A 15,706-nucleotide genomic window follows, 5' to 3' on the forward strand; every position below is an offset into this window, starting at 1 on the left:
GCCCAACTCCCGTACCACCCCGCCCCGGAGGCACCCATGCCGTACGCCCAGAGCCCGCTCCGCCCTGTCCGCCGCCGCGCGGCCCGGGTACTGGCCGTCACCGGGGCGGCCGCCCTCCTGCTCACCGGCTGCGGCTCCTCGGGCTCGAACTCCGGGAAGTCCTCGAACTCCGCGTCCGCCGCCCCGGGCGGCGCGGCGGACGCGGCCGACGGCGGCAGGCGCACCGTCAAGGACGCCACCGGCAGGGCCGTCGAGGTCCCCGCCGAGCCCAAGCGGATCGTCACCCTCACCCAGGAGGACCTCGACGCGGTGCTCGCCCTCGGCGTCAAGCCGGTCGGCATCACCAACGGCCAGGGGCTCAACGAGCCGCCCGCCTACCTCAAGGACAAGGTCCAGGGCGTGCCGGTGGTCGGCAACCTGCTCCAGCCGGTGATGGACAAGGTGATCGCCGCCAAGCCCGACCTGATCCTGGCCGGGGACATGCAGGACGAGCAGGTGCTCAAGCAGCTGCGCGAGATCACCCCCGCCACCCTCGTCACCATGGCGCCCACCGACGACTGGAAGCTCGCCTTCCGCGGCATCGGCAACGCCGTCAACAAGCTCGACCAGGCCGACAAGGTGATCCACGACTACCAGGCCAAGGCCGCCGAGGCCGGCGCCGGCCTCGGCAGGAACAAGGGCGCCGCCGTCTCCATCGTCCGCTGGAACCCCACCGGCCCGAGCTGGATGGAGAAGAAGCAGTTCGCCAGTGGCGTCGCCCTCGACATGGGCCTCACCCGCCCGGCCGCCCAGGACAAGGACGGCAACGCCCACAGCCCGGCGCTCAGCCTGGAGAAGCTCTCCGAGATCGACGGCGACTGGCTGTTCCTGTCCACCCTCACCGACGACGGCAAGGCCGCGCTCAAGGACGTCCAGTCCAAGCCCGCCTACCAGCAGCTGGGCGCGGTGAAGAACGGCCGCGCCGTCACCGTGGACGGCTCGGTCTGGTCCACCCGGGGCGGTCCGCTGGCGGCCGACGCCGTCATCGGCGACCTCGGCAAGGCCCTGGCCGGATCCTGAGCGCGGCCGGAACCGGGGGACTGTGAGATGGAGTTGACGATCCAGGGCGTCACCGCCGGGTACCGGCCCGGCCGCCCGGTGCTCGGCGGCATCGACCTCACCGTGCCCGCCGGGCAGGTGGTGGCCGTGGTCGGCCCCAACGGCTGCGGCAAGTCCACCCTGCTGCGGGCGGTGGCCCGGCTGCACCGGCCCGACGGCGGACGGATCCTGGTCGGCGGCGAGGACATCTGGCGGCTGCGCCCGCGCCGGGCCGCCCACCGGGTCGCGCTGCTCCCGCAGAGCCCGCAGGCCCCCGAGGCGGTCACCGTGGCGGGCCTGGTGCGCTACGGGCGCCACCCGCACCAGGGGCTGTTCCGCCAGTGGTCGGCCGACGACGAGCGGCTCACCGCCGGGGCCCTGCGCGCCACCGGCGTCGACGCGCTCGCCGACCGCCGCCTGGACCAGCTCTCCGGCGGCCAGCGGCAGCGCTGCTGGCTCGCCATGGTGCTCGCCCAGGACGCCCCCCTGGTGCTGCTGGACGAGCCGACCAGCGCGCTCGACCTCGGCCACGCGGTGGAGGTGCTGGAGCTGGTCCGGGCGGTCGCGGCCGGCGGGCGCACGGTGGTGATGGTCCTGCACGACCTCGCGGCGGCCGCCCGCTACGCCGACCTGCTGGTCGCCCTGCGGGACGGCGCGGTGGTGGCCTGCGGGCCGCCCCGGGAGGTGGTGGACGCGCCGCTGGTGCGGGCGCTGTACGACATCGACAGCCACGTCCTGGCCGCCCCGGACGACGGGGCCCCGGTCATCGTCCCCCGGGCGCCGCTGGGCTGAGCGTCCGGCTGTCCGCGCAGGCGGCGTCACCCCGGGCGGGGTGACGCCGCCTTCTCACGCGGCCGAAGGGCCGGCGCTGTCCGGCGGCCTCCGGGCGCCCCCTGCGTACCCGATCGACCACCCGTTCGAGTGGTTTCGAAGCGTCCGCCTCCCACCGGCCTCCACCCCGCCCGTCGCGTTGTCAGTGACCCTCGCTACGTTCCTCGCATCGCTGGTCAGCGGGGCGATCGAACGACGTTCCCCGGTGGGAGGAGTACGGCTGTGGCATGGGTGGAAACGGGCGCGGGAGGGTACCGCGTCGCGCTCGACGGGGACGGCAGGGTGGTGTGCCGCAACGCGGCGGGCCGCGACCTCAAGTCCGTCCCGTCGAAGCTCGCTGACGACCCCGTGGTCGCCCAGCTCAAGCAGCTCTCCGAATGGCTCGCGGCGCACGAGCGGCGCTGCCAGGAGGACGTCGAGCGGTGGATGGTGCGCTCGCTGCCGGTGCCCGCCGCCGTGCTCGCCGCCGTCTGGCCGGACGAGGCGTGGCAGGCCGTCCTGCGGGACGTCGTGGTCACCGGCGCGGACGGCGCCGTGGCCGGCTTCCTGCGCGACGCCGACGCCGAGCGCGGCCTCGGTCTGGTCGACCTGGACGGCGACACCGTGCGCCTCACCGACGGCGAGGTCCTGATACCCCACCCGGTGCTCCTCCCGGACCTCGACGACCTGCGCGAGTTCGCCGTCGAACTCGGCGTCTCCCAGCGCGTCCAGCAGCTCTACCGCGAGGTCTGGCACCGGCCCGCCGAGCCCCCGGCCGGCACCGGGCTGAGCACCTACGCCGGCGGCCGCTACCGCGAACTGCGCGAGCTGGTCGGGCGCTGCACCCGGCTCGGCTGCCGGGTCCGCGGCGGCTCCGCCGTCCAGCCGATCACCGAGGGCGGCCGCACCGTCGAGGCCCGGGTGTGGGTCGGCGACTACTACGAGTACGACGCCTGCGAGACGGGCGCGCTCAGCTGGGCCGGCCCCGACGGCCGGTCCCTGCCGCTCGCCGAGGTCGGACCGGTCGCCTGGTCCGAGGGCATGAGGATGGCCGCCGCCCTGTACGCGGGCCGCACGATCGAAGGGGAGGACGCCGCATGACCACCACCGTCCCGCACCAGGGCGCCGCGACGCCCGAGGCGCTGCTCGACGCCGGCGCCGTCCTGCCGCCCGGCACCCTGCCCGGGGCCGGCCGCCCCGACAGCGCCGCCGACGTGCTGACCGCCCGCGGCTACGCCCACCCCGCCCTCGACGGCCGCCGGATCGTCCGGCTCGTCCCCGGCGCGCTCGGCCCCGCCGAGGACCTCGCGCTGGAGTTCCTCGGCCTCGCCCCCGAGGGCGGACCCGCCGAGGTCGGCCAGGTCCGCCAGGAGGCGCTCGGCTTCCCCGCCTGGGCGCTGGTCCACGACCCCGCCAACGGGCACCACGCGCTCGCCCTCGTCAAGGACCTGGAACGGCTGGCCCGGCAGGCCCGGTCCAAGCCCGGCGCCGCCAAGGACGGCTTCGACGAGCTCGCCACCCGGCTCGGCCGCGCCGTCCCGCACTTCCTGCCCACCTTCTGCGAGGAGGTCGGCCGGATCTTCCTCGCCCACGGCAACCAGACCTACGCCGCCGCCTGGTTCGGCAAGGCCCGCGAGGCCGAGCGCACCCACACCCTGCCCGTCGACGAGGAGCGGCTGCGCGCCGTCTTCCTGGAGTTCGCGCTGGCCGGTGCGCTCACCGTCAAGTCCCTGCGCCAGTACGTCAAGGAGCTCGCCCGGCGGCTCGACCCGCAGACCGCCTGGCAGCGCTTCCGCCAGCTGTGCACCGAACGCTCCGCGGCCGGCATGGCCCCGTACGCCGGGGTCGCCGAGGACGCCCGCGCGCTGATCCGGGCCGCCGGGCTGGACCGCGCCGAGCACGAACAGGCCCTGCTCGCCGAACTTCTGGAGTCCCCGGCCGTCAACCGGGCGCCCGCCGCGTTCTGGACGTCCTGGCACGGCGCCCTCGTCGAACTGGGCCGCCGCGACGCCCGGATCCGCGCCCGGCTGCTGGAACTGCTGCCCGACCCGGCCACCGGTGGCACCGACGCCGCCGCGCAGGACGCCGCCTGGCTGGCGGTCCTCGCCGACACCGGCGCCGAGGAACTCCTCACCGGCCCGCGCGCCGAGGGCGCCGAGCCCGCCGCCGCCTGGCTGCAGCGCTGGTGCCACCACCTCGGCCGCGGCTACCGCACCAGGCCCAGCTGCCCGGACACCGTCGCCCTGGCCGGGCGGATGGTCGAGCGGCTGCGCGCCGACGCCGTCCCGGTCGACCTCCTCACCGGCACCAACGCCGGCCTCACCCGGATCGACCTGCTGGAACTCCTGCTGGCCGCGGGCATCCCGGTGGCCGACCCGCCGGCCGGCCTCGGCCTCGACCTGCGCCAGTGGGTCTCCCAGAGCGGCACGGAAGACCGGCCGGATGCGGCCGGCGCCTCACTCGCCGCCATCGCCGCCGACGCACGCTTCCGGCCGCTGCTGCGCCGCGCCGCCCCGCCCGCCTGGGAGCCGGCCGTCACGCACCGCTCTGCCGCCCTGCCGCTGCTGAACGAGCTGTTCCGGGAGTGGGCCGAGGAGCGCGCCGAGGACCTCGCAAGCATCCGCGGCCTGGTCGGCGCCGACGACCTGGTCCGCTCGCTGACCCTGCACCGCACCGCCATCCGCACGGTCGCCCCGGCCGCCGCCGAGAAGATCGCCGCGCTCGACGTCACCGGGCTGCTCACCCGCGCCCTCGGCGCCGGCATCCTGGATGAACTCGGCTGGCCCGCCCTGGAGGACGCGCTCGCCCGGCTCGCCGACCCGCCCGCCCCCGACGCCCACCCGCGCACCGCCCCCGGCCACCGCCGCCAGGGCCTCGACGACCTGATCGTCGAGGACGCCTGGCCCCACCTCGTCCTCGCCCGCCACGACCGGGCCCTCGTGGTCGGCCCGGACGGCATCCTGCTGGAGCACACCCTGCGGGTGCCCCCGCTGCCCGGCACGTACAACCGGCCCCGGCTGCGGTTCGTCGACGGCGAACTCCTCGTCGTCTGGCAGGAGGCCGGCGACCAGAAGGCCTACTGGTCCAGCCGGCCGGAGCAGGTCTTCGAGCTCACCGGCCGCAGCATCGCCGGCCACCACTACGGCGACCGCCACCCCGACGACACCTCCCTCCCGCTGCCCGGCGGCGGCCGCACCACCGGCGCCCGCCCGCTGCACCCCGGCGACACCCGACTGCCCGAGGCACACCCCGTCCTCGGCGACGGCACCGGCCACTGGACAGTGCGCCACGCCCCGGACGGCACCGCGGTCCTGCACGAACTCGACCCGGCCACCGGCGCCCTGGGCCGGGCCGCCGAACCGCCGGTGATCGCCGCCACCGCGGCGGCCGGCCGGCTCGTCCTCGACAGCACCCGCCTGCTGCCGCTGCAGCCCGGTCTGGAGGGCACCCCGCTCGGCACCGACGGCACCGTGCTCGGCAGCTGGGTCCGCCGCGACGCCGGACGCGCCGTCACCACCTTCACCGCCGACGGGCAGCGGATCGTCCTGCCGCCGGACAGCATCGACGACACCCAGGCCCACATCGTCCCGGTCGGCCGGCTCGCCCTGCCCGGCGCGCAGGGCCCGGTGGTCACCCGCACCGGCGAGTTCCTCTTCCTCAACCTGCCCGGTCTCGCGGGCGGCGCGGACCGCACCGCGGGCGTGCGCTCCTGCCGGTCGGGCGAGCTGGCCGCCGCCGGCACCGCGCTGATCCCGCCGTACGACCACTGGCACGCCCTGCGGCCCCGCGACGAGGCGGGCTCCCGGGTGCTGCGCGCCCTGACCACCGAGCAGGCCGCCCGACTGATCGACCTCGCCTGGCCCGTCGACACCGAACCCCTCCCGGCGGACGAGCAGCGCTGGCTCACCGTCCAGGGAGTGCGGCGCCCGCTCGCCCAGCACGGCGAGGCCCGCGACAGCCTGCCGGTCGAGGCGGTCGGCGCCGCCCTCCCGGGGATCACCCACCCGCTGCTGCTGGCCGGCGTCGCCGGGTTCGCCCGCACCGCCGCCGACCTGCTCGACCGGGTCGCCCGGTTCCTCCCCCAGCCGGAGGCCGAGCGGCCCAGCAAGGCCCAGGCCGCCGAGTTCCGTCCCGACCACGGCCGCGACCACCAGCTGCGCGACGCGGTCGGTGCCGTCCTGCCCGAAACGGCCGGCCTCGGCAACAGCTGGGGCACGACCGCGCAGTACCACGTGCTCAACAACCTGCGGGCCGTCAGCGCCGCGCTCGTGGCCCCGACCGTCCCGGCCGGCGAGGGCCCGGCCGGCGAGGGCGCAGCCGACGGCGGTGCGGGCGACGGAGGCTGGACCGCCCAGGGAACCGTCACCCTGCGGGGCGGCGACGCCCACAACGGCTGGCGGCACCTGCTCGGCCGGGTGGACGTCCTCGCCCACGCCGTCGCCAACCCGCTCACCACGGCTGCGCACCGCTCCACACTGGTCCTGCTGCTCGGCGAGCTCACCAGGGGGCCGCTCGCCGACCGCGGCGCCACCCTGCGCCAGGTCGTCCTCGCCGAGACGGACGAACGCGCCAAGGGCCGACGGCCGGAGCCCTACCGGCAGGGCGAGGTGCTACGGCACGGCGACCGCACCGTGGTGATCCTCGACTACCGCTACCAGCACGAGGACGGGACGGTGCACTGGCGCGCCGTCGACCACGACCCGAGCGGCGAGTTCGGTCCCGTCGCCCACTTCACCACCGTCGAGGAGCGCGGCACCGAGGAGCGCGTCAGCGCCGCCTGGGTCGCCAAGTTCTGTCGGGTCGCCGCCCTGCGCGGCACCGTCCCCTGGCAGCCCGCCCGCGCCGCCGCCTTCGCCGAACTCACCGGCATCGGCACCGCCCGCGCCACCCTGCTGCTCTGCCCGCCCCCCGGCCTCCTGCACTGGGGCACGGTCGAGGTGCCCGCCGAACACGGCCTCAAGGCCGCCGAGGTCAAGGCCGCCCACGCCTGGCTGCGCGCGCACGCCCACTACGCGATCGCCGACGTCTGGGGCGCCCTGCTGCCCACCGACGACCCGAAGCGGCTGTGGACGGAGGGCCCCGACGTCCAGGCCGCGGCCGCGGTGTGGAACCGGCACTTCGGACAGCTCGTCACCCTCCCCGAGGACGTCCTGCCCGGCGTCCGGGGCGTGTCCATCAGCCAGATCGAGGAGATGCTCAACCCCGGCCGGGCAGCGTGGCTCACCCGCACCACCACCTACCGGTTGAACCCCGACAGCGGCCGGGGCTTCACCCAACTGGAGCCCGAGGACGCGAGCGCCGTCCCCGCCGCCCTCGTCGGCGCGATCGACGCCCTGCGCTGGCTCGCCTACCACCTGCCGGCCGACAGCCCGCTGCGCCCGCCGCTGGCCGGCACGGCCACCGCGCTGCGCGACCGGCTCGCCGACCCCGAGCTGCTGATCGGCTTCGGCCTGGTCCGCACCGCCAAGGGCGCCCCGGTGGCCGCGGTCCTGCGCGAACACTTCGGCCTGCCCGCCGAGGGCGGAGCCGACCCGGACGGCCTGGTCCGCTGCGGCCCGGCGCTCGTCCTCAGCCCCTACCACGCCGAACTCGAACAGGTCTGGCTGCGCCCCGCCGGCCTCACCGGCGCCGACGACCCGCTGCTCGACCTGCTCCTCGGCCTGGGCGACGGCTACTGGATCGTCAACGACCTGACCGCCGTCCGCTCCGTCCTGGACGGCGAACCGGAGCGCCTGGTCGCCCCCGCCGCCCTCCCGGCCACCGCCGACGGCCAGACCTGGCTGCAGAACCCGCAGTTCAGCGTCCCCGAGCTGGTCGCCGAGGCGGCCCGCACCCACGGCCTGGGAGAGGACGCGGCCGCGCTCTACCTCCAACTGCTCGCCCTGCCCGACCCGACGGACCGCAACACCGCCCGCTGGACGGGCTGGAAGCCCGCCCGGCTCAAGCGGGCCCGCGCCGAACTCGCCGCCGCCGACGCACTGGTGCTGGAGGCCAAGCGGGCCCGGGCCGGCCGCACCCTCTTCCTGCCCGGCGGCTGGCAGGAGGCCAAGTCCCCCGCCCTGCCGGTGGAGACCTGGAAGGCCGCCCTGTACCCGCTGCCCGCCCACCAGCCGGCGCTGCCGCGGCTGCCCGTCCCCGAACTGTTCGCCCGCGCCTGGCAGCGCACCCTCGACGGCGACGCCCCCGGCTACGAAGAGCTCCAGACCAGCAAGCGCAGGAAGGCCCGCCGATGACCGGCACCGAAACCACCGCCACCGCAACCCGGCAGATCGTCCCGCCCGAGGAGAAGCACGCCGCCGAACTGGAGTTCCTCGCCGCCCACGACAGCGGCCCGCGCCCGCCCGGCTGGCGCCTCACCCCGCGCGCCGTGGTCACCTTCGTCATGGGCAGCGGCGGCGAGAAGCTCAAGGCCGGGCGCCGCAGCCTGGCCGTCGAGCCCAAGTTCGTCGGCGAGCGCGCCCTGGTCGAACGCTGCGTCGTCACCCTCGCCGGGGAGCGCGGCCTGCTGCTCGTCGGCGAACCCGGCACCGCCAAGTCGATGCTCTCCGAACTGCTCGCCGCCGCCGTCTGCGGCACCAGCGCGCTCACCGTCCAGGGCACCGCCGGCACCACCGAGGACCAGCTCAAGTACGGCTGGAACTACGCCCTGCTGCTCGCCAAGGGCCCCAGCCGCGAAGCCCTCGTCCCCTCCCCGGTGCTCACCGCGATGACCACCGGGGCCGTCGCCCGGGTCGAAGAGGTCACCCGCTGCCTGCCCGAGGTGCAGGACGCCCTGGTCTCCCTGCTCTCCGAACGCCGCATCGCCGTCCCCGAGTTGGCCGGCACCCCGGACGGGCAGCTGCACGCCGCCGCCGGCTTCACCCTGATCGCCACCGCCAACCTGCGGGACAAGGGCGTGAGCGAGATGTCCGCCGCCCTCAAGCGGCGGTTCAACTTCGAGACGGTCGGCCCGATCGGCAGCCTCGCCGCCGAGGTCGAACTGGTCCGCCGCCAGTCCACCGTCGCCGTCGCCCGGGCCGGCGCCGGCTACGCCGTCGACGACGCCGTTCTGGAGGCACTGGTCACCGCCTTCCGGGACCTGCGCACCGGCCGCTCCACCGAGGGCTGGGAGGTCGAACGCCCCTCCACCGTGATGAGCACCGCCGAAGCGGTCTCCGTCGCCACCGCCCTCGGCGTCACCGCCGCCTACCTGCCCGACGGCGGCGACCTCCTCGGCCGCCTCCCCGGCCAACTCCTCGGCGTGGTCCGCAAGGACGACCCGGCGGACGCGGCTCGGCTGCTCGGCTACTGGGACGGCCCGGTCCGCCGCCGGGCCGAACAGGGCGCGGCCACCTGGCGCACCCTGTGGGACCTCCGCTCGGCGCTGGAGGCCTGACGATGACGAGCAGCGCGGTGAGGGCCACCACCCCGGACGGCCCCGCCACGGCCCGCGCCGACCTCGACGCCGACCTCCGAGCCGGAGCCGGTGCCGGAGCCGTCCGCGCCGAGACGGACCGGCTGGCCGGCTCCGGCACCGACCGGCCCGGGCCCTACCTGATCGGCGTGCGCCACCACGCGCCCTCCCTCAGTGCGGTCCTCCCCGCGCTGCTCGACGCCGCCCGGCCCGAGGCCGTCCTGGTCGAACTGCCCGCCGAGTTCCAGCCCTGGCTCGACCGGCTCGCCGACGAAGCCACCGAGGCCCCCGTCGCCCTCGCCGCCGCCCCGGCCGGCCCGGACGACGCGCACGGGCCCTCCGGCGGGCTCGCCTTCTACCCCTTCGCCGACTTCTCCCCGGAACTCGTCGCCCTGCGCTGGGCCCGGCGCAACGGCGTCGAAGCCATCGCCTGCGACCTCCCGCTCGCCCACCGCACCGGCGGCGCGGGCGCCCGGGACCGGCACCCGGCCGCAACCCCGGCGGGCCCCGGCGTCGCCGACGCGCTGCGCCACCGCCTCACCGGCCGCGCCGGCGACGACGACCTCTGGGACCGCCTCGTCGAGACCGCCGCCCCCGGCTCCACCCCGGAGGCCGTCCGGCGCGCCGCCCTCCTGGTCGGCTGGGCGCTGCGCCACGACGCCGAGACCGGCCCCGGCGTCGACCCGTACGACCTGCGCCGGGAAGCCTGGATGCGCGCCCGCATCCGGGCCGCCTCGGCCGGCGGACGCCGGACCGCCGTGGTGGTCGGCTCCTTCCACGCCCCCGCGCTGCTCGACGGACCGACCGTCCCCGAGGAGCCGTCCCGTCCGGGCGAGCCCGGGCACGTGCTCTCCCTCATCCCGTACACCTACCCGCTGCTCGACGCCCGCTCCGGCTACCCGGCCGGCATCCGCGACCCCGAGTGGCAGCACACCGTCCTCGACGCCGGGGGCGACCCCGAACGCCTCACCGAGGCGCTCACCGCCACCGCCGTCCGGATCTGCGCGGCCCTGCGTGCCCAGGACCACGCCTCCGGCCCCGCCGACGCCCGCGAGATCGTCCGCCTGGCCGGCGACCTCGCCCGGCTGCGCGGCCACGCCGCCCCCGGCCGCGGCGAACTCGTCGAAGCCGTACAGTCCGTGCTCGCCCAGGGCGAACCCCTCGGCCGCGGCCGGGCCGTCGCCCGCGCCCTCGAACAGGTCCTGATCGGCACCCGCACCGGGCGGCCCACCCCGGCCGCCCCGCGCAGCGGACTCGGCCCCGCCGTCGAAACCCTCCTCGCCGAACTCGGCCTCCCCGGCCCCACCGAGCCGGGCCCGCGCGAAGTGCGCCTCGACCCGCTGCGCAGCCCCCTCGACCGGCGCCGCGAGATCCTCCTCCACCGCCTCACCGCCTGTGGCGTCCCCTACGCCGACCCCCTCCCCACCGCCGGCCCCGGCGGCACCGAAACCCTCGGCACCCGCTGGCGCCTGCACTGGACCCCCACCGTCACCGCCCTCCTCACCGTCGCCGGCACCCGCGGCGTCACCCCCGCCCAAGCCGCCGAGGGCACCCTCCGCACCCGCCTCACCGACGACCCCACCCCCCGCGAGATCCTCGACGGCCTCACCGCCGCCGCCTCCTGCGCCCTACCGGCCCTCACCACCACCCGCCTCACCCAACTGACCACCACCCTCCCCACCACCGCCACCCTCCCCGACCTCCTCGCCGCGCTCACCCTCCTCGACCGCCTCACCGCCGGCCACTTCCCCGGCCTCCCCACCCCGACCCCCGACAACCCGCAGGACCCCACCCGACCGACGCCACCCACCCCGGACGATCAGACCCCCGACCGCCAGGCCGAGGGGTCGGTCTGCGCCGGGGTGCCGCTCGGTGGGGCGGTGGAGTTGCTGACCGCTGTGGCGGTGCGGCAGGTGGAGGGGTTGGGCGGGTCGGATGATCCGGCGGATGCGCGGGCGCTGGTGGAGTTGGCGCGGCGGGCGGATCGGCTGGGCGGGGTGCGGTTGGGGTACGCGCTGGGCGAACTCGCCGAGCGGGGGAGTCCGTTGGTGCGGGGCGCGGCCGGGGCGGTGCGGGTGCTGCTCGGGCAGGAGCCGGCCGAGGTGTTCGGTGTGCGCGCCGCGTCCTGGGTGGACGGGGCTACGGACGTGCCGGCGCGACAGGTGCTGGGGCGGGCGCTGGTGGGGGTGCTGACCGCCGCCGAGGGGCTGTTCGACAGTGCGCCCGAGGCGCTCGCTCCGGTGCTGGAGCGGGTCGGTTCGCTCTCGGACGCCGCGTTCCTGGACCGGCTGCCCGCGCTGCGCGGCGGCTTCGACACGCTCAGCCCGGCCGCCCGCGACCGGCTGCTGTCCCTGGTGGAGGAGCGCCTGGGCACCCGGTTGGCCGCTCTGCCGGAGCAGACCGACCCGGCCCTGGTGGCCCGCTGGGTCCGCGCGGACCTGGCCGCCCGCCGGGTGCTGGCCGGCAGGGGACTGCTGCCGGCCGCTGATGCGGGGCAGGGGCAGGAGCAGGGGCAGGAACAGGCCCCGGCCCCGGCACCCGCCGGAGGGCTGCCGCACCCGGGCCACGCCCTCACCCCCGCCGAGCGCTGGCGCCTGCTGCTGGGCCGCCCCGGCGCGGGCGGCCTGTCCGGTCGTGGCGCCCGACTCGCCACCGCGCTCGACGAGTTGTACGGCAGCGGCCACGGCGAGGGTTCCGGCCCGGGCCTGGACGACCGGGGGAGCGGGAGAAGCGGTGGCAGGGGCGGCCGCGAGGCGTCCTTCCCCGGAGTGCGCGAGTGGGCGGAGGAGTTGGAGGCGCTGTTCGGCCCGGGCGTGCGGGAGGAGGTGCTGGCGGCCGCCGTCGCCCACGGCCGTACGGACGTGCTGGAGGCGATCGACCCGTCCGCCGTCCGCCCGTCCGTGGACCTGCTGCGCGCGGTGCTGGACCACGCGGGCGGCCTGCCCGAGGCCCGGGTGGCGCGGCTGCGCCCGCTGGTGCGGCGGATGGTGGACGAGTTGAGCCGCGAGCTGGCGACGAGGCTGCGCCCGGCGCTGACCGGGATCAGCGTGCCGCGCCCGTCGCGGCGCCCGGGCGGCGGGCTGGACCTGCACCGGACGATCCGGGCGAACCTCGCCACGGCCCGTCCGGCGCCGGACGGTTCGGGCACCGTGATCGTGCCCGAGCGCCCGGTGTTCCGGACCAGGGCGCGGCAGGCCAACGACTGGCGGCTGATCCTGGTGGTGGACGTGTCGGGGTCGATGGAGGCGTCCACGGTCTGGGCGGCGCTCACCGCCTCGATCCTGGCGGGGGTGCCTTCGCTGACCACCCACTTCGTGGCCTTCTCGACCGAGGTCCTCGACCTGACGGAGCAGGTGGCGGATCCGCTGAGCCTGCTGCTGGAGGTGAGCGTCGGCGGCGGCACCAGCATCGCGACGGGCCTGCGCTACGCGCGGGAGCTGGTGACGGTGCCGTCGCGGACGCTGATCGCGGTGGTCAGTGACTTCGAGGAGGGCGGCCCGGTCAACGGGCTGATCGCCCAGACCAGGGCCCTGGTGGACTCCGGCGTGCACCTGCTGGGCTGTGCGGCGCTGGACGACTCCGGGAAGGCCCGCTATTCGAAGGCGGTCGCGGGCCGGCTGGTCGCGGCCGGGATGCCCGTGGCGGCGCTGAGCCCGCTGGAACTGGCCCGCTGGGTGGGGGAGAAGGTGCGATGAACGCCACGACGCAGACAACGCAGAAAACGCAGACAACGCAGGCGGTGCAGGCGGTGCAGACAACGCAGGCGGTGCAGGACCGGCAGGGGGACGGCTGGCCGGGCGTCCGGCCCGAGGTGGTCGCCGAGGTGGTGTCGGCGCTGAGCGCCCGCCTCCAGAAGCGGCTGGACGGCGCGGCGGCGAAGCTCGCCGAGCGGCCGATCAGCCGTGACGGCGACGAGTGGCGGGTCCAGGTGGACGAGGAGGCCGTGCTCGTCCTGCACGCCCCGGGCGGGGTGGTCCTCGGACCGGCCGACGTCCGGTGCGGCTGCCTGCTCGCCCCGGCCTGTGTCCACCGGGCCGCCGCCGTCACCCTCTGCCCGCTGGCGCAGGCCGACGGTCTTGAGGCCGCCGGAACCCCGGCCGCGGCGACCCCCGAGGCACCGATCACGGCCACAGCGACAACCGGGACCCAGCCCGAACCGGCACCTGTCGCCCTCACCCCGGCCGAACGCGCCGCCGCCCGTCAGCTCCACCGGGCCGCGTGCGCGCTGCTGGCCGCCGGGGTGAGCGGAGCGGGTGCGGTCGCCCAGGCGGAGCTGCTGCGGTCCGGCCACGGGGCGCGGGTGGCGGGGCTGTACCGCCCGGCTGCGGCGGCGGTCGCCGTGGTGACCAGGATCCGGGCGGCGCGTTCCGGCGCGCCCGACCACCGGCTGGCGGACCTGGTGGCGGGCCTGCGCGAGCTGCTCGGCCTCACCACCGCCCTGACCACCACCGCCCTGACCACCGCCGCCGGAGCCCCCGCCGGAGCCCCCACTGGCACCCCCACCCCGCTCGCCGCGCTGCGCGGCACCGCCCGCCAGGCCTACGCCGAGGAGGGCGGCCTGCGGCTGTACGGACTGTTCGCCGAACCGGTGCTGACCGCGACCCATGCGGGCGCGGTCAGTTGGGCGGTGGACGCGGGTGGCCGGCTCAGCACGGTCGCCGAGGTGACCCCGCACGGCGATGCCGCGACCGCCGCCCCGCTGGCGGTCGGGGCGGGCAACCGGACGGTGCGGCTGGGCGATGCCGCGCTGACCCACCGCGAGTTCAGCCGGGCCGGGCTGGCGGTCCAGGGCGCGACCAGGTCCACGGGCGGGCGGCTGGGCGCCGGGGCCTCGGTCCGGGCGGTCCGCGCGACGGGCGCGGCCTGGACGGCGGAGCCGGTGGCCCGGCTCTGGGCCGAGCCGCCCACCGCCCAAGTGGCGCGGGCGCTGGCGGCCCAGGAGCTGCCGTACGAGAGCCGCCCGGCGGGGAGCGACCTGTTGTTCCTGGACGTCGTCCTGCTGGGCGCGGCCCCGACCGGTCCCGGCGGGGCGCTCCAGCTGCTCGCCCGCCCGGCGGGGAGCGGGTCGGTGATCGCGCTGCGCCCGGGGCACGAGCACCCGGACCTGGCCTTCCGGGCCAATCTGGCCCTGCTCGCCACGGTCCCGGGCCTGCGGCTGCGGCTGATCGGCCGGCTGGAGCGTGCCGACCGTCCGGAGCTGCGGGTGCTGGCTGTCGGTACGCCCCCGGGTGCGCCCGACCGGGACACCACCGACGGCCTCGCCCTCCCCGCCGACCGGGCGGACCGGGTCAACCTCGGCCTGGAGCGCCTGCAGACCGCTGATCTGCCGGCCGACCTGCCCGCCACCCCGTCCACCGACCCGTCCACTGACTCATCCACCGGGCGACCGGCGGAGCCCACGGCAGGCCCCTCGGCGGAGCTCCCCACCGCGCCGCCGGTCGGCCCGCCGACACACGTGCTCGGCCGCCGGGTCGAGCAGGCCGTCACCACCGGCCGGTCCGCCCTCGCGCCGAGCGCGGCCACGGCGGCGGCGGACCGGGGCCTGCTGCGTGCGGCCGGGCTGGCGACCGCCGCCGAACTGCTGGACGGCCTGCGGGCGGCTGCGGCGGACCAGCCGCGCGATGTGTTCGGCCGGATCGTCGCGGACGACCACGAGTCCTTCGCCACCGCCTGGCTGGCCGCCGCCGACTACACCGAGGCGCTGGCGACGGCGCTCTGCTCCGCCGCCTGGGGAGGCCCGGAGGACGCGGACGACGGGGAGGTGCCCCGGAGGGAGGCGCAGGCGGCGGTATAAGCGAAGTATTTGCAGAGACCGATAATCCGCGCCAACTGGCATACTTGTGAGAGAGGAGACATCTCAGCACGCACGCACGGACGAACGCGAAGGGAAGGCGAGCCATGTCCATCCGCGATGACGCGGCCGAGGTCCGGGCCGGTGGCTGGCGGACGCTTGCCGCACTGCACGGGCTGATCGACGCCGCGCTGGAGAAGGCGCTCCAGGCGGAGCACAAGCTCTCGGTGGTCGAGTACACGGTGCTGGACGCGCTCTCCCGGCAGGACGGCTGGCACATGCGGATGCAGCAGCTGGCCCGTGCGGCGGCGCTGAGCAGCAGCGCGACCACCCGGCTGGTGAGCCGCCTGGAGGACCGGGGTCTGCTCAGCCGCTACCTCTGCGCGGACGACCGGCGCGGCATCTACACCGAGCTGACGCCGGAGGGCCGCGCCCTGCTGGAGGCCGCCCGCCCGGTGCACGACGCCACCCTGGAGGCGACGCTGGCCCAGGCCGCCGAGCTGCCCGAACTGGCCCCGCTGGTCGACGCACTCGCCGAACTCAGCCCGGCGAAGGCGTAACCCGGCGAAGTCAAGACCCGGCGCCGGCGAATGCCTGGCTCTGCACCCTGGCGAGGGCGTGACAACGCCGGGTGC

General features: G+C 76.8%; 8 protein-coding genes. All 8 read left to right on the top strand.

The window, feature by feature from the left end; translation table 11 throughout:
• The first annotated feature begins 36 nt into the window (after window positions 1-36).
• The 8 genes from ABTY61_RS07950 to ABTY61_RS07985 all read left to right on the top strand — a co-directional run bounded on the left by ABTY61_RS07950 (window position 37) and on the right by ABTY61_RS07985 (window position 15,631).
• The gene (locus ABTY61_RS07950) at window positions 37-1,059 is read left to right on the top strand and encodes an ABC transporter substrate-binding protein (protein ID WP_350504248.1); all 1,023 of its coding nucleotides are present in this window, start codon (window positions 37-39) and stop codon (window positions 1,057-1,059) included.
• A 27-nt stretch (window positions 1,060-1,086) separates the two neighbouring features.
• Window positions 1,087-1,869 carry an ABC transporter ATP-binding protein gene (locus ABTY61_RS07955; RefSeq protein WP_350504075.1) on the top strand — a complete coding sequence of 261 codons (783 nt, stop codon included), beginning with the start codon at window positions 1,087-1,089 and terminating at the stop codon, window positions 1,867-1,869.
• A gap of 261 nt (window positions 1,870-2,130) precedes the next feature.
• Window positions 2,131-2,988 carry a DUF4132 domain-containing protein gene (locus ABTY61_RS07960; RefSeq protein WP_502895238.1) on the top strand — a complete coding sequence of 286 codons (858 nt, stop codon included), beginning with the start codon at window positions 2,131-2,133 and terminating at the stop codon, window positions 2,986-2,988.
• Window positions 2,985-8,120: a hypothetical protein gene (locus ABTY61_RS07965; protein WP_350504076.1), complete on the top strand. Its 5,136-nt coding sequence runs from the start codon at window positions 2,985-2,987 to the stop codon at window positions 8,118-8,120. The genes ABTY61_RS07960 and ABTY61_RS07965 overlap by 4 nt, the downstream gene beginning before the upstream one ends.
• Entirely contained in the window at window positions 8,117-9,262 is a 1,146-nt protein-coding gene (locus ABTY61_RS07970) for an ATP-binding protein (protein WP_350504077.1), read from the top strand. The genes ABTY61_RS07965 and ABTY61_RS07970 overlap by 4 nt, the downstream gene beginning before the upstream one ends.
• 2 nt (window positions 9,263-9,264) lie before the next feature.
• Window positions 9,265-12,975 (top strand): vWA domain-containing protein, encoded by a 3,711-nt coding sequence (locus ABTY61_RS07975; RefSeq protein ID WP_350504078.1) that lies wholly within the window; start codon window positions 9,265-9,267, stop codon window positions 12,973-12,975.
• A gap of 53 nt (window positions 12,976-13,028) precedes the next feature.
• On the top strand, window positions 13,029-15,074 hold the full coding sequence (locus ABTY61_RS07980) for a hypothetical protein (RefSeq protein ID WP_350504079.1): 2,046 nt from the start codon (window positions 13,029-13,031) through the stop codon (window positions 15,072-15,074).
• A 104-nt stretch (window positions 15,075-15,178) separates the two neighbouring features.
• Complete coding sequence (locus ABTY61_RS07985; protein ID WP_350504080.1) at window positions 15,179-15,631, top strand: MarR family winged helix-turn-helix transcriptional regulator; 453 nt, start codon at window positions 15,179-15,181, stop codon at window positions 15,629-15,631.
• Window positions 15,632-15,706: the final 75 nt, after the last annotated feature.

It is taken from the genome of Kitasatospora sp. NPDC096128, from assembly GCF_040303105.1.
Lineage (GTDB): Bacteria > Actinomycetota > Actinomycetes > Streptomycetales > Streptomycetaceae > Kitasatospora.

Bases quoted from the DNA above. Each gene is read 5' to 3' on its own strand.
- ABTY61_RS07950 (WP_350504248.1), top strand. From the start codon at position 37: ATGCCGTACGCCCAGAGCCCGCTCCGCCCTGTCCGCCGCCGCGCGGCC.
- ABTY61_RS07955 (WP_350504075.1), top strand. From the start codon at position 1,087: ATGGAGTTGACGATCCAGGGCGTCACCGCCGGGTACCGGCCCGGCCGC.
- ABTY61_RS07965 (WP_350504076.1), top strand. From the start codon at position 2,985: ATGACCACCACCGTCCCGCACCAGGGCGCCGCGACGCCCGAGGCGCTG.
- ABTY61_RS07970 (WP_350504077.1), top strand. From the start codon at position 8,117: ATGACCGGCACCGAAACCACCGCCACCGCAACCCGGCAGATCGTCCCG.
- ABTY61_RS07975 (WP_350504078.1), top strand. From the start codon at position 9,265: ATGACGAGCAGCGCGGTGAGGGCCACCACCCCGGACGGCCCCGCCACG.
- ABTY61_RS07985 (WP_350504080.1), top strand. From the start codon at position 15,179: ATGTCCATCCGCGATGACGCGGCCGAGGTCCGGGCCGGTGGCTGGCGG.